Genomic DNA, 16162 nt, shown 5'->3' on the forward strand with positions numbered 1-16162 from the left:
AAGATTGGCTTGCGGACGAGGTGTCTGTGGAGAAAAAACAACCGAAAACACCTTAAGTTCTACAGTTTATTGCCGTAAAGCATTCGTAGGCGCACCATAAAAATGTATCCTTGCGGAAATCTATTTTGTGGGACTCGCGCGACAGGGCAGCGATCACCCGGACAACGTTCAATATATTTAAAGGTTCAACCATGGCATCTGTTATCACCGGAATGGACACCGCCCAAATCCAGGCGTTGTCCACTTCCCAAATCGTCGCGTTGAAGACCGCCGACTTCGCTGCATTGTCGACCATGCAGCTCGCAGCCTTTACGACGGCGCAGGTGCCGGCGTTCGGCACGGCGAACCTCGCTGTCCTTACCACGGCCCAGATCTCGGCTGGCTTGACGACCTTGCAGGTGGCAGGACTGACGACGGCTCAGGTCGGTACATTGACTACGGTCCAGATTAACGGGCTGACGACCTCCCAGGTCGCTGCCATCACGACCGCCGATCTGGGTGCGCTGAAGAGCAACCAGGTTGCCGCGCTGACGACCGCCCAGGTGGCCGGCATGGGCACGGCCCAGATCGCCGGCCTGAGCAGCGCCCAGGTGAGCAGCCTGAGCAGCACGCAGATCGCCGCCCTGAACACCGTCCAGGTTGCCGCAATCGAAACGGCCGACCTGGCCGCCATCAAGACGAACCAGATTGCCGGCCTGACGACCGCGCAGATCGCCGCGCTGACGTCGACCCAGGCAGGTGCGTTGACCACCTCGCAGATCGCTGCCCTGAGCACGATGCAAGTCGCCAGCGGCCTGACGACCGCCGAGATCGCCGGTCTGAAGACCAACCAGATGGGTGCCCTGACCACCGCGCAGATCGCCGCCCTGAGCACCGTCCAGGTCGCCGCCATCACGACCACCGACGTGGCCGCGCTGAAGACGAATCAGGTTGCCGCCCTGACGACCGCGCAGGTCGCCAGCGGCCTGGGCACGGCCCAGATCGTCGGCTTGACCAGCGCCCAGGTGAGCAGCCTGAGCAGCACGCAGGTCGCCGCCCTGAACACCGTCCAGGTTGCCGCAATCGAAACGGCCGACCTGGCCGCCATGAAGACGAACCAGGTTGCCGGCCTGACGACCGCGCAGATCGCCGCGCTGTCGTCGGCCCAATCGGGTGCACTGACGACCGCCCAGATCGCTGCACTGAGCACCGCCCAGGTGGCCAGCGGCCTGACGACCGTGCAGGTTGCCGGCCTGAAGTCCAATCAGGTGGGGGCGCTGACGACCGCGCAGATCGCCGCCCTGGGCACCATCCAGGTGGCTGCCATCACGACCGCCGACCTGGGTGCACTGAAGAGCAACCAGGTTGCCGCGCTGACGACCGCCCAGGTGGCCGGCATGGGCACGGCCCAGATCGCCGGCCTGAGCAGCGCTCAGGTGAGCAGCCTGAGCAGCGCGCAGATCGCTGCGCTGAACACCGTCCAGGTTGCCGCAATCGAAACGGCCGACCTGGCCGCCATCAAGACGAACCAGGTCGCCGGCCTGACGACCGCGCAGATCGCCGCGCTGACGTCGGTCCAGGCAGGTGCGTTGACCACCTCGCAGATCGCTGCACTGAGCACCGCCCAGGTGGCCAGCGGCCTGACGACCGCCGAGATCGCCGGCCTGAAGTCGAATCAAGTGGGCGCGCTGACGACCACGCAGATCGCCGCCCTGAGCACCGTCCAGGTCGCGGCCGTCACGACCGCCGACCTGGTCGCGCTGAAGAGCAACCAGGTTGCCGCACTGACGACCGCCCAGGTTGCCGGCATGGGCACGGCCCAGATCGCCGGCCTGAGCAGCGCCCAGGTGAGCAGCCTGAGCAGCATGCAGATCGCGGCCCTGAACACCGTCCAGGTCGCCGCAATCGAAACCAACGATCTGGCTGCCATCAAGACGAACCAGTTCGCCGGCCTGACCACGGCCCAGATCGCTGCGCTGTCGTCGGCCCAGGCGGGTGCATTGACCACGGCCCAGATCGCTGCGCTGAGCACGATGCAAGTCGCCAGCGGCCTGACGACCGCCGAGATCGCCGGCCTGAAGAGCAACCAGATGGGTGCGCTGACGACCGCGCAGATCGCCGCCCTGAGCACCGTCCAGGTGGCTGCCATCACGACCGCCGACCTGGGTGCACTGAAGAGCAACCAGGTTGCCGCGCTGACGACCGCCCAGGTTGCCGGCATGGGCACGGCCCAGATCGCCGGCCTGAGCAGCGCCCAGGTGAGCAGCCTGAGCAGCATGCAGATCGCCGCGCTGAACACCGTCCAGGTTGGCGCCATCGAAACGGCCGACCTGGCCGCGATGAAGACCAACCAGTTTGCCGGCCTGACCACGGCGCAGATCGCTGCACTGTCGTCGGCCCAGGCGGGTGCACTGACCACCTCGCAGATCGCTGCCCTGAGCACCGCCCAGGTGGCGAGCGGCCTGACGACCGCCGAGATCGCCGGTCTGAAGACCAACCAGATGGGTGCCCTGACCACGGCGCAGATCGCCGCGCTGAGCACCGTGCAGGTCGCCGCCATCAACACGGCTGACCTCGCCGCGCTGAAGAGCAACCAGGTGACCGCGCTGACGACCGCCCAGGTGGCCGGCATGGGCACGGCCCAGATCGCCGGCCTGAGCAGCGCCCAGATGAGCAGCCTGAGCAGCATGCAGATCGCCGCCCTGAACACCGTCCAGGTTGGCGCCATCGAAACGGCCGACCTGGCCGCGATGAAGACCAACCAGTTTGCCGGCCTGACCACGGCGCAGATCGCTGCGCTGTCGTCGGCCCAGGCGGGTGCACTGACCACCTCGCAGATCGCTGCCCTGAGCACCGCCCAGGTGGCGAGCGGCCTGACGACCGCCGAGATCGCCGGTCTGAAGACCAACCAGATGGGTGCCCTGACCACCGCGCAGATCGCCGCGCTGAGCACCGTGCAGGTCGCCGCCATCAACACGGCTGACCTCGCTGCGCTGAAGAGCAACCAGGTGACCGCGCTGACGACCGCCCAGGTCGCCGGCATGGGCACGGCCCAGATCGCAGGCCTGAGCAGCGCCCAGGTGAGCAGCCTGAGCAGCATGCAGATCGCCGCGCTGAACACCGTCCAGGTTGGCGCAATCGAAACGGCCGACCTGGCCGCGATGAAGACCAACCAGTTTGCCGGCCTGACCACGGCCCAGATCGCTGCACTGTCGTCGGCCCAGGCAGGTGCATTGACCACGGCCCAGATCGCTGCCCTGAGCACCGCCCAGGTGGCGAGCGGCCTGACGACCGCCGAGATCGCCGGTCTGAAGACCAACCAGATGGGTGCCCTGACCACGGCGCAGATCGCCGCGCTGAGCACCGTGCAGGTCGCCGCCATCAACACGGCTGACCTCGCCGCGCTGAAGAGCAACCAGGTGACCGCGCTGACGACCGCCCAGGTGGCCGGCATGGGCACGGCCCAGATCGCCGGCCTGAGCAGCGCCCAGATGAGCAGCCTGAGCAGCATGCAGATCGCCGCCCTGAACACCGTCCAGGTTGGCGCCATCGAAACGGCCGACCTGGCCGCGATGAAGACCAACCAGTTTGCCGGCCTGACCACGGCGCAGATCGCTGCGCTGTCGTCGGCCCAGGCGGGTGCACTGACCACCTCGCAGATCGCTGCCCTGAGCACCGCCCAGGTGGCGAGCGGCCTGACGACCGCCGAGATCGCCGGTCTGAAGACCAACCAGATGGGTGCCCTGACCACCGCGCAGATCGCCGCGCTGAGCACCGTGCAGGTCGCCGCCATCAACACGGCTGACCTGGCCGCGCTGAAGACAAATCAGGTTGCCGCGCTGACGACCGCCCAGGTCGCCGGCCTGAGCACCGTTCAGATCGTTGGCCTGAGTAGCGCCCAGGTGAGTAGCCTGAGCAGCGCGCAGATCGCCGCCCTGAACACCGTCCAGGTTGGCGCAATCGAAACGGCCGACCTGGCTGCCATGAAGACGAACCAGGTCGCCGGCCTGACGACCGCGCAGATCGCTGCGCTGACGTCGGCCCAGGCAGGTGCATTGACCACGGCCCAGATTGCTGCGCTGAGCACGATGCAAGTCGCCAGCGGCCTAACGACCGCCGAGATCGCCGGCCTGAAGAGCAACCAGATGGGTGCCCTGACCACCGCGCAGATCGCCGCGCTGAGCACCGTCCAGGTGGCTGCCATCAACACGGCTGACCTGGCCGCGCTGAAGAGCAACCAAGTCGCCGCGCTGACGACCGCCCAGGTCGCCGGCCTGAGCACCGTTCAGATCGTTGGCCTGAGCAGCGCCCAGGTGAGCAGCCTGAGCAGCGCGCAGATCGCCGCCCTGAACACCGTCCAGGTTGGCGCCATCGAAACGGCTGACCTGGCTGCCATGAAGACCAATCAGGTCGCCGGCCTGACGACCGCGCAGATCGCTGCACTGTCGTCGGCCCAGGCAGGTGCATTGACCACGGCCCAGATCGCTGCGCTGAGCACGATGCAAGTCGCCAGCGGCCTGACGACCGCCGAGATCGCCGGCCTGAAGAGCAACCAGATGGGTGCCCTGACCACGGCGCAGATCGCTGCCCTGAGCACCGTCCAGGTGGCTGCCATCAACACGGCCGACCTGGCCGCGCTGAAGACCAATCAGGTGGCCGCGTTGACGACCGCCCAGGTCGCCGGCCTGAGCACCGTTCAGATCGTTGGCCTGAGCAGCGCCCAGGTGAGCAGCCTGAGCAGCATGCAGATCGCCGCCCTGAACACCGTCCAGGTTGGCGCAATCGAAACGGCTGACCTGGCTGCCATGAAGACCAACCAGGTTGCCGGCCTGACCACGGCGCAGATCGCCGCGCTGACGTCGGCCCAGGCCGGTGCATTGACCACGGCCCAGATCGCTGCGCTGAGCACGATGCAAGTCGCCAGCGGCCTGACGACCGCCGAGATCGCCGGTCTGAAGACCAACCAGATGGGTGCCCTGACCACGGCGCAGATCGCTGCCCTGAGCACCGTGCAGGTGGCTGCCATCAACACGGCTGACCTGGCCGCACTGAAGACCAATCAGGTTGCCGCGCTGACGACCGCCCAGGTCGCAGGCCTGAGCACCGTTCAGATCATTGGCCTGAGCAGCGCCCAGGTAAGCAGCCTGAGCAGCATGCAGATCGCCGCGCTGAACACCGTCCAGGTTGGCGCCATCGAAACGGCTGACCTGGCCGCGATGAAGACGAACCAGGTCGCCGGCCTGACCACCGCGCAGATCGCCGCGCTGACGTCGGCCCAGGCAGGCGCGTTGACCACGGCCCAGATCGCTGCGCTGAGCACGATGCAAGTCGCCAGCGGCCTGACGACGGCTGAGATCGCCGGTCTGAAGACCAACCAGATGGGTGCGCTGAACACGGCGCAGATCGCTGCCCTGAGCACCGTCCAGGTGGCTGCCATCAGCACGGCTGACCTCGCTGCGCTGAAGACCAATCAGGTGGCCGCGCTGACGACCGCCCAGGTCGCCGGCCTGAGCACCGTTCAGATCGTTGGCCTGAGCAGCGCCCAGGTGAGCAGCCTGAGCAGCATGCAGATCGCGGCCCTGAACACCGTCCAGGTTGGCGCAATCGAAACGGCTGACCTGGCTGCCATGAAGACCAACCAGGTTGCCGGCCTGACCACGGCGCAGATCGCCGCGCTGACGTCGGCCCAGGCCGGTGCATTGACCACGGCCCAGATCGCTGCGCTGAGCACGATGCAAGTCGCCAGCGGCCTGACGACCGCCGAGATCGCCGGTCTGAAGACCAACCAGATGGGTGCGCTGAACACGGCGCAGATCGCTGCCCTGAGCACCGTGCAGGTGGCTGCCATCAACACGGCTGACCTGGCCGCACTGAAGACCAATCAGGTTGCCGCGCTGACGACCGCCCAGGTCGCAGGCCTGAGCACCGTTCAGATCATTGGCCTGAGCAGCGCCCAGGTGAGCAGCCTGAGCAGCATGCAGATCGCCGCGCTGAACACCGTCCAGGTTGGCGCAATCGAAACGGCTGACCTGGCCGCGATGAAGACGAACCAGGTCGCCGGCCTGACGACCGCGCAGATCGCTGCGCTGACGTCGGCCCAGGCCGGTGCGTTGACCACGGCCCAGATCGCTGCCCTGAGCACGATGCAAGTCGCCAGCGGCCTGACGACCGCCGAGATCGCCGGTCTGAAGACCAACCAGATGGGTGCGCTGAACACGGCGCAGATCGCTGCCCTGAGCACCGTGCAGGTGGCTGCCATCAACACGGCTGACCTGGCTGCGCTGAAGACCAATCAGGTTGCCGCGCTGACGACCGCCCAGGTCGCCGGCCTGAGCACCGTTCAGATCGTTGGCCTGAGCAGCGCCCAGGTGAGCAGCCTGAGCAGCATGCAGATCGCCGCCCTGAACACCGTCCAGGTTGGCGCAATCGAAACGGCTGACCTGGCTGCCATGAAGACCAACCAGGTTGCCGGCCTGACCACGGCGCAGATCGCCGCGCTGACGTCGGCCCAGGCCGGTGCATTGACCACGGCCCAGATCGCTGCGCTGAGCACGATGCAAGTCGCCAGCGGCCTGACGACCGCCGAGATCGCCGGTCTGAAGACCAACCAGATGGGTGCCCTGACCACGGCGCAGATCGCTGCCCTGAGCACCGTGCAGGTGGCTGCCATCAACACGGCTGACCTGGCCGCACTGAAGACCAATCAGGTTGCCGCGCTGACGACCGCCCAGGTCGCAGGCCTGAGCACCGTTCAGATCATTGGCCTGAGCAGCGCCCAGGTAAGCAGCCTGAGCAGCATGCAGATCGCCGCGCTGAACACCGTCCAGGTTGGCGCCATCGAAACGGCTGACCTGGCCGCGATGAAGACGAACCAGGTCGCCGGCCTGACCACCGCGCAGATCGCCGCGCTGACGTCGGCCCAGGCAGGCGCGTTGACCACGGCCCAGATCGCTGCGCTGAGCACGATGCAAGTCGCCAGCGGCCTGACGACGGCTGAGATCGCCGGTCTGAAGACTAACCAGATGGGTGCGCTGAACACGGCGCAGATCGCCGCGCTGAGCACCGTCCAGGTGGTTGCCATCACGACCGCCGACCTGGCCGCGCTGAAGACCAACCAGGTCGCCGCGCTGACGACCGCCCAGGTTGCCGCTCTGGGCACGGCACAGATCGTCGGACTGAATACTGCCCAGGTAAGCAGCCTGAGCAGCATGCAGATCGCCGCCCTGAACACCGTCCAGGTTGGCGCAATCGAAACGGCTGACCTGGCCGCCATGAAGACGACCCAGGTCGCCGGCCTGACGACCGCGCAAATCGCTGCGCTGACGTCGGCCCAGGCCGGTGCGTTGACCACGGCCCAGATCGCTGCCCTGAGCACGATGCAAGTCGCCAGCGGCCTGACGACCGCCGAGATCGCCGGTCTGAAGACCAGCCAGATGGGTGCGCTGAACACGGCGCAGATCGCTGCCCTGAGCACCGTCCAGGTGGTTGCCATCACGACCGCCGACCTGGCCGCGCTGAAGACCAACCAGGTCGCCGCGCTGACGACCGCCCAGGTTGCCGCTCTGGGCACGGCACAGATCGTCGGACTGAATACTGCCCAGGTAAGCAGCCTGAGCAGCATGCAGATCGCCGCCCTGAACACCGTCCAGGTTGGCGCAATCGAGACGGCTGACCTGGCCGCCATGAAGACGACCCAGGTCGCCGGCCTGACGACCGCGCAGATCGCCGCGCTGACGTCGGCCCAGGCCGGTGCGTTGACCACGGCCCAGATCGCTGCGCTGAGCACGATGCAAGTCGCCAGCGGCCTGACGACCGCCGAGATCGCCGGTCTGAAGACCAGCCAGATGGGTGCGTTGACCTCGGCGCAGATTGCCGCGCTGAGCACCGTCCAGGTCGCGGCCATCACGACCGCTGACGTGGCCGCGCTGAAGACGACCCAGGTTGTCGGCCTGACCACGGCGCAGATTGCCGCGCTGACGACGGTCCAGGCAGGTGCGTTGAGCACGGCCCAGATCGCTGCCCTGAGCACTGCCCAGGTGGCGAGCGGCCTGACGACCGCGCAGGTTGCCAGCCTGAAGACTACCCAGGTGGGCGCGCTGACCACGGCGCAGATCGGCGCGCTGAGCACCGTCCAGGTCGCTGCAATCACGCCGGCCGACGTGGCTGCGTTGAAGACGAACCAGGTTGCCGCGCTGACGACCGCACAGGTCGCCAACATGGGTACTGCCCAGATCGTCGGCCTGACCACCGCGCAGGTCGCCAGCCTGAACACGGCCCAGATCGGCGCGCTGAGCACCGTCCAGGTCGCTGCGATCGAAACGGCTGACCTGGCCGCGCTGAAGACGACCCAGGTCGTCGGCCTGACCACGGCGCAGATTGCGGCGCTGACGACGGTCCAGACTGGTGCGCTGACCACGGCCCAGATCGGCTCCCTGACCACTGCCCAGGTGGCCAGCGGCCTGACGACCGTCGAGATCGCCGGTCTGAAGACCAACCAGATCGGTGCCCTGACCACGGCCCAGATCGGTGCGATGAGCACCGTCCAGGTCGCGGCCATCACGACCACCGACGTGGCCGCGTTGAAGACGAACCAGGTTGCCGCGCTGACGACCGCACAGGTCGCCAACATGGGCACCGCCCAGATCGTCGGCCTGACGACCGCGCAGGTCGCCAGCCTGAATACGGCCCAGATCGGCGCGCTGAGCACCGTCCAGGTCGCTGCGATCCAAACGGCTGACCTGGCCGCGCTGAAGACGACCCAGGTTGTCGGCCTGACCACGGCGCAGATTGCCGCGCTGACGACGGTCCAGACTGGTGCGTTGACCACGGCCCAGATCGCTGCACTGAGCACGGCCCAGGTGGCGAGCGGTCTCACGACCGTCGAGATCGCCGGTCTGAAGACCAACCAGATCGGTGCATTGACCACCGTGCAAGTCGCCGCCCTGAGCACCGCCCAGGTCGCAGCGATCAGCACGGCCGACCTGGCCGTCATGAAGACGAATCAGATCGCAAGCCTGAACACGGCCCAGATCGCTACCCTGACGACGGTCCAGGCGAACGCGCTGACCACGGCTCAGATCGCCGCCCTGACCACCGCCCAGGTGGCCAGCGGCCTGACGACCATGGATGTCGCAAGCCTGAAGACCAGCCAGGTCGGCGCGCTGACCACCGTGCAGGTTGCCGCGCTGACCACCGCTCAGGTGGCTGCGCTCGGCACCGTGGACCTGGTGGCGCTCAAGACCAACCAGATCGCCGCGCTGAGCACGTCCCAGGTCGCCAGCGGCCTGACGACGGCCCAGATCGCCGGTCTGACCACCGCCCAGGTCGGCAGCTTGACCAGCGTCCAGGTCGCAGCGCTGAGCACGGCCCAGGTCGCAGCAATCACGACCGTCGACCTGGCCGCGCTGAAGACCACGCAGATCGGCGCGCTGACCACCAGCCAGGTGGCCAGCCTGACCACCAGCCAGGTCGTCGGCCTGACCACCAGCCAGGCGGTCACGCTGTCGACGGCGCAACTGGTTGCCCTGACGACGGTCCAGATCGCGGCTCTGCAGACGGTCGATCTGGCCGCGCTGAAGACGACGCAGATCACGGCCCTGACCACGTCCCAGATCGCCAGCGGTCTGACGACGAACCAGGTGGCCGCACTGACCACCGGTCAGGTCGAGGCGCTGACGTCGGCGCAGATCGACGCGATGACGACGGCGCAGACCGCGCAGCTGAAGATCGGCAGCCCGATCGTGCTGGATCTGAACGGTGACGGTGTGCACTCGGTCAGCATCAAGCAGGGCGTGCAGTTCGATCTGTTCGGCACCGGCAACAAGGTGGCGACGGGCTGGGTCGATTCGAAGGATGGCCTGCTGGCCCTGGATCGCAACGGCAACGGCACGATCGACGATGGCAGCGAGCTGTTCGGTACGTCGACCAAGCTGGCGAACGGCCAGACCGCCTCCAACGGCTACGAAGCACTGGCCCAGCTGGATGCCAACGGCGACGGCGTGATCGACGCCAAGGATGCGGCGTACAGCCAGCTGAAGGTGTGGGTCGATGCGAACGGCGACGGCGTCAGCCAGTCGGGCGAGCTGAAGAGCCTGGCCTCGGTGGATGTCGCGAGCATCAACGTCAACGGCGACAAGACCTCGGTCAAGGATGCCGGCAACTGGATCGGCATGCAGTCGACCTTCACGAAGACCGACGGCTCCACGGCCGCCACGGGCGACGTGTGGTTCACCGCCGACAAGGCGGCAACCGGTGCGGCCGCGACCGACACGCTGCGCGGCAAGGTGGGCAGCATGGTCCAGGCGATGGCAGCCTTCAACGCGGCCGATACCGGCGCGGCGGCCGGCGGCCTGACCCTGCCGAACCTGTCCGGCGGTACGCAGACCGGTCTGCTGGCTTCGGTCGGTACGATGGTCGACGTGATGAAGCAGTTCGACGCCAACGGCAACAAGGTGGCGGGTGCGAATGTGGCGATGACGTCGACGGCCGAATCGCTGGCCAAGTCGGTGGCGACGCCGCAGGACTCGGGCTTCCTCACCACGGGTGGCCGCAAGTAATGTGTCCACGGGCCGGTTCGCGCCGGCCCGTTCACGACATCAAAAAGGCAAGACCGTTATCGGTCTTGCCTTTTTTTGCATCCAAATTGCGACAAACGAAGAATAAGGGGTGTAACACAGTGCTGTTCAGCAACAATTCTGACGAACAACAGGGTAATCTCTCGGTCTGCCGCACTTCGCTTCTATTAGTTTCCTAATGGCCGACAAATTTCCTCATACAACTTTGCAATGCCTGACTGCCATCGCGCAGCATCACGGCCTGCAAGTGAACCCGGAACGCCTGATCCACGACTATGCGTTGAACGCGGAGGAACCGTCGTCCGCGATGCTGTTGGGGATGGCCTCGAGCATCGGCCTCAAGGCCAAGCTGCGCCAGTTGACGGTCGACAAGCTGCTGGGGCAGAAGGGCGTGTTCCCCCTGCTCGCGCGCATGAAGGACGGCAACAGCATGATCGTCGTCGGCGCCCGCGTGGACGATGGCGGCGTGCTTGCCGTGCTCGACCCGATGGGCGACCTGGGCGTCGTCAAGATGCTCGACCCGGCCGCGTTCCAGGCCCTGTGGAGCGGCGACATCGTATTCCTCAAGCGCACGTCCAAGCTGACCGACACGCGCCAGCCGTTCGGCCTGCGCTGGTTCATTCCCGAGATCCTGCAGCAGAAGGCCGCGTTCCGCGACATCGCCATCGCCGCGATGGCGATGAACATCCTCGGCCTTGCGTCGCCGGTGTTCTTCCAGCTCGTGATCGACAAGGTGCTCGTGCACCACAGCGTATCGACGCTGTGGGTGCTGGCGGCCGGCATCGGCATCGCGCTCCTGTTCGAATCGACGTTCGGCTTCATGCGCCAGATCCTGACCTTGTGGGCCACCAACAAGATCGACATACGCCTGACCAGGCGCACGTTCGCGCACCTGCTGTCGCTGCCCATCGATTATTTCGAGACCACGTCCGCGGGCGTGGTCGTGCGCCACATGCAGCAGATGGAAAAGATCCGCGGCTTCCTCACGGGCCGCATGTTCTTCACCGCGCTCGACCTGACCGCGCTGTTCATCCTGCTGCCGATCCTGTTCAGCTATTCCATCAAGCTGGCGATGATCGTGCTGCTGTTCACCCTCCTGATCAGCGGCATCGTCGCGGTCCTCGTGCCCACGTTCCAGCGCCGCCTGAACGATTTGTACAACGCCGAAGGCCAGCGCCAGGCGCTGATGGTGGAAACGATCCACGGCATGCGCACGGTGAAGGCGCTCGCGATCGAGCCGATGCAGCGCCGTGCCTGGGACCAGCGCTCCGCGAACGCGCTGAACATGCATTTCCGCGTGGGCCAGATATCCATCACGGGCAATGCCGTCACCGACTTCCTCGGCAAGCTGCTGCCCGTCGTGATCATCGTGATCGGCGCCCAGGACGTGTTCGACCAGACGCTGTCGGTCGGCGCCCTGATCGCCTTCCAGATGCTGTCCGGCCGCGTCAGCGGGCCGCTGGTCGCGGTCGTGGGCCTCATCAATGAATACCAGGAAACGGCGCTGTCGATCCGCATGCTGGGCGAGGTCATGAATCGCGCGCCGGAAGGCCGCAGCGGCGGCCTGCGTCCCGACCTGCGCGGCAATATCACCTTCGACAACGTCGTGTTCCGCTATCCGGGCGCCCAGAACAATGCGCTCGACCGCGCCACCTTCGAGATCAAGGAAGGCACCGTGATCGGCATCGTGGGCCGCAGCGGCTCGGGCAAGACGACGATCACGAAGGTCATCCACGGCCTGTACCGCATCCAGGAAGGCATCGTCCGCTTCGACGGCTACGACGCCCGCGAGATCGACCTGCCGCACCTGCGCCGCCAGGTCGGCGTCGTGCTGCAGGAAAATTTCCTGTTCCACGGCACGGTGCGCGAGAACATCGCCGCCACGATGCCCGAGGCCGCGTTCGAGGACATCGTGGACGCGGCCAGGGCCGCCGGCGCCGACGAGTTCATCGAGCGCATGCCGCAGGGCTACGACACGATGCTGGAAGAAAATGCCTCGAACCTGTCCGGCGGCCAGAAGCAGCGCCTGTCGATCGCCAGGGCGCTGCTGGCCAAGCCGCGCATCCTCGTGCTCGACGAAGCGGCCAGCGCGCTGGACCCGGAAAGCGAAGCGATCTTCATCAACAACCTGTCGCGCATCGCCGTCGGCCGCACCGTGATCATGGTGTCGCACCGCCTGTCGACGCTCGTCAACGCCGACTCCATCCTGGTCATGCAGCGCGGCCAGCTGATGGATGCGGGCCGCCACGAAGAACTCCTGACGCGCTGCTCTACTTACTCTCAATTATGGAACCAGCAAACAAGTCATCTGTGACCGCGCTCGACCCGACCGACGTCGAGTTCCTGCCGGATGCCGACGAGATCGAACGCCGGCCGTTGCCGCCGTATGCCCGCATCACCGTCCACGCGCTGGCGGCGATGCTCGTGTGCTTTCTGGCCTGGGCCAGCTTCGCCGAGATCGACGAAGTCGTGAAGGCGCAGGGGCGCCTGACGACGCCGTTGTCGAACATCGTCGTGCAGCCGATCGAAACGTCGATCATCCGCTCGATCGACGTGCGCGTCGGCCAGGTGGTCAAGAAGGGCGAGCGCCTCGCCACGCTGGACCCGACCGACGCCGATGCCGACCAGGCCCAGCTGCGCCTCAAGTTCGACAGCCTCGACACCCAGGTCAAGCGTCTCAACGCGGAACTGGCGGGCAAGTCGGCACCGGTGGAGACAGGCACGGTCTCGGCCGACACCCAGCTGCAGGACAGGCTGGCCGGCGAGCGCCGCGCCAACTTCGCCGCGCAGGTACTGCGCCTGAACGAGAACATCGCCAAGACCCGCGCCGCGCTGGAGACGAACCTGCGCGACCAGCAGGTGCTGGGCGACCGCACCAGATCGCTGCGCGAGGTGGAGACGATGCAGGAGCGCCTCGTCGACCAGAAATTCGGCGCCAAGGTCAACCTGCTGGACGCGCGCAACAAGCGCATGGAAGTCGAACGCGACTACACGCTGGCCAAGAACCAGGAACCGGAGATCCGGCGCGAGCTGGCCGGCCTGGACGCGGAAAAGCAGGCGTTCGTGAACGGCTGGCGCCAGAAGATCATGGAAGACATGCTCTCCCTGACGCGCGACCGCGACGCGACGGCCGAGCAGCTCAAGAAGGGCAGGCTGCGCCGCGACAAGGTCATGCTGACGGCACCGGTCGACGCCATGGTGCAGGACATCGCCAAGCTGTCGCAGGGCTCCGTCGCGCAGGCCGCCGAGAAGATGTTCACGCTCGTGCCGCTCGGCACGGCGCTGGACGCCGAGGTGCAGATCGATTCGCTCGACGTGGGCCACGTGAAGCAGGGCGACGTCGCGCACATCAAACTGGACGCGTTCCCGTTCCAGAAGCATGGCACACTGGACGCCAGGGTCCGCACGCTCAGCGAGGACGCGTTCAAGCGCGACACGCCGAATCCGGAAACCGGCACCGACGCGTACTACGTCAGCCGGCTCGACCTCGGCAAGGACATGCTCAAGAATATGGATCCGCACGCGCGCTTGCTGCCGGGCATGACCCTGACCGCCGAGATCGTGGTGGGCAAGCGCACCGTGCTGTCCTATCTGCTGTGGCCGCTGACCAAGGGCCTGGACGAGGCGATCCGGGAACCGTGATCCCGCAGCCTGGCTGCTGCGTAAAAGGGCGCTGGTTTAGAATAGCCGGCCCGGCTCGTCCAACGCGTGCGGTGCGGACGTATTGCCGGGTCGCATGACCAAACGAACACACAAGACTCGAGGATTGCAGCATGAAAGCAGTGATACTGGCCGGTGGCCTGGGAACCCGGCTCAGCGAAGAAACGACGGTGCGGCCGAAGCCGATGGTCGAGATCGGCGGCAAGCCGATCCTGTGGCACATCATGAAGCAGTACTCGGCCTACGGGATCAACGAGTTCGTCATCTGCTGCGGCTACAAGGGCTATGTGATCAAGGAATTTTTCGCCAACTATTTCTTGCATACCTCTGACGTCACCTTCGACCTGCAGAACAATGCGATGGAAGTGCACCAACGCTTCGCCGAACCGTGGAAGGTGACGCTGGTCGATACCGGCGACTCCAGCATGACGGGCGGCCGCCTGAAGCGCGTGCGCCGCTTCGTCGACGGCGACGAGGCGTTCTGCTTCACGTACGGCGACGGCGTGGCCGACATCGACATCGGCGCCTCGCTCGCTTTCCACAAGGAACACGGCCTGCTCGGCACGATGACGGCCGTGCAGCCGCCGGGCCGCTTCGGCGCCATCGACTTCGAAGGCGAGCGCGTGCTGGCCTTCCGCGAAAAGCCGCAGGGCGACGGCGCCTGGATCAACGGCGGCTATTTCGTGCTGTCGCCGAAGGTCATCGACTACATCGTCGACGACGCGACCGTGTGGGAAAAGGAACCGATGGAACGCCTGGCCGGCGAAGGCCAGTTGTCCGCCTTCCGCCACACCGGCTTCTGGCAGCCGATGGACACGTTGCGCGACAAGGTGTTGCTGGAAGAACTGTGGCAAACGGGCAAGGCGCCCTGGAAAGTCTGGCAATGAATCCCGCATTCTGGCGCGGCAAGCGCGTCTTCCTGACCGGCCATACGGGCTTCAAGGGAAGCTGGCTCAGCCTGTGGCTGCAATCGCTGGGTGCCGACGTCACCGGCTTCGCGCTGGCACCGCCGGGCCCACTCAACCTGTTCGAGACGGCCGGCGTGGCCGCCGGCATGCGCCACGTCGAGGGCGACATCCGTGACGCCGATGCGCTGGCCGCCGCGCTGCGCGCCGCGCGTCCCGAGATCGTCATCCACATGGCGGCCCAGGCTCTCGTGCGCCATTCCTACAGCCATCCGGTCGAGACCTATGCGACCAACGTCATGGGCCTCGTCAACCTGTTCGAGGCGGTGCGCGCCGTGCCCGGCATCCGGGCCATGGTCAACGTCACCAGCGACAAGTGCTACGAAAACCGCGAGTGGCACTGGGGCTACCGCGAAAACGAACCGCTGGGCGGCCATGACCCGTACAGCAACAGCAAGGCGTGCGCCGAACTCGTGACGAGCGCCTACCGCGCGTCCTTCCTGGCTGGCGCGGACGTGGCGCTGGGCTCGGGCCGCGCCGGCAACGTGATCGGCGGCGGCGACTGGGCGGCGGACCGGCTGATCCCGGACATGATGCGCGCGATCGCCGCCGCGCAGCCGGTCCGGATCCGCAACCCGCAATCGATCCGTCCGTGGCAGCACGTGCTCGAGCCGCTGTCCGGCTATCTCGCCCTGGCCGAACGCCTGTACGGCGACGGCCAGGCGTTCGCCGAGGCCTTCAATTTCGGCCCGGCCGACACCGACGCGCGGCCGGTCGAATGGATCGTCACGCGCCTGTGCGAGCAGTGGGGACCGGGCGCGCGCTGGGAACTCGACCAAGCGCCGCAGCCGCACGAGGCGACCTACCTGAAACTGGATTGCGCCAAGGCGCACGCGCGCCTGGGCTGGCGGCCGCGCTGGCATCTCGGCCAGGCCATCGACCGCATCGTCGACTGGCACAAGGCCCATGCGCACGGCGAGGACATGCAGGCCTTCACCCTGGCGCAGATCCGCGACTATCAAGCCACCGACATTCAATAAGAGC

The 16162-nt window shown here is 66.5% G+C and carries 5 protein-coding genes; all 5 read left to right on the plus strand.

The window, feature by feature from the left end; genetic code table 11:
• Positions 1-212: 212 nt before the first annotated feature.
• The 5 genes from ACEN9Q_RS29045 (at position 213) to rfbG (ending at position 16158) form a co-directional block, all read left to right on the plus strand.
• Positions 213-10535: a beta strand repeat-containing protein gene (locus ACEN9Q_RS29045; protein WP_495626897.1), complete on the plus strand. Its 10323-nt coding sequence runs from the start codon at positions 213-215 to the stop codon at positions 10533-10535.
• Between the two features lie 223 nt (positions 10536-10758).
• Positions 10759-12867 (plus strand): peptidase domain-containing ABC transporter, encoded by a 2109-nt coding sequence (locus tag ACEN9Q_RS29050; protein WP_495626898.1) that lies wholly within the window; start codon positions 10759-10761, stop codon positions 12865-12867.
• Positions 12864-14195: an HlyD family type I secretion periplasmic adaptor subunit gene (locus tag ACEN9Q_RS29055; protein WP_229412606.1), complete on the plus strand. Its 1332-nt coding sequence runs from the start codon at positions 12864-12866 to the stop codon at positions 14193-14195. Before ACEN9Q_RS29050 ends, ACEN9Q_RS29055 begins: the two co-directional genes overlap by 4 nt.
• Before the next feature lie 131 nt (positions 14196-14326).
• Positions 14327-15100, plus strand: coding sequence for a glucose-1-phosphate cytidylyltransferase (gene rfbF, locus ACEN9Q_RS29060; protein ID WP_056438271.1), 774 nt, complete (start codon positions 14327-14329; stop codon positions 15098-15100).
• A complete protein-coding gene (gene rfbG, locus ACEN9Q_RS29065; RefSeq protein WP_495626899.1) occupies positions 15097-16158 on the plus strand; it encodes a CDP-glucose 4,6-dehydratase in 1062 nt (353 codons plus the stop codon). Before rfbF ends, rfbG begins: the two co-directional genes overlap by 4 nt.
• The last annotated feature ends 4 nt before the right edge of the window (positions 16159-16162 follow it).

The organism is Massilia sp. Masssp93, assembly GCF_059491295.1.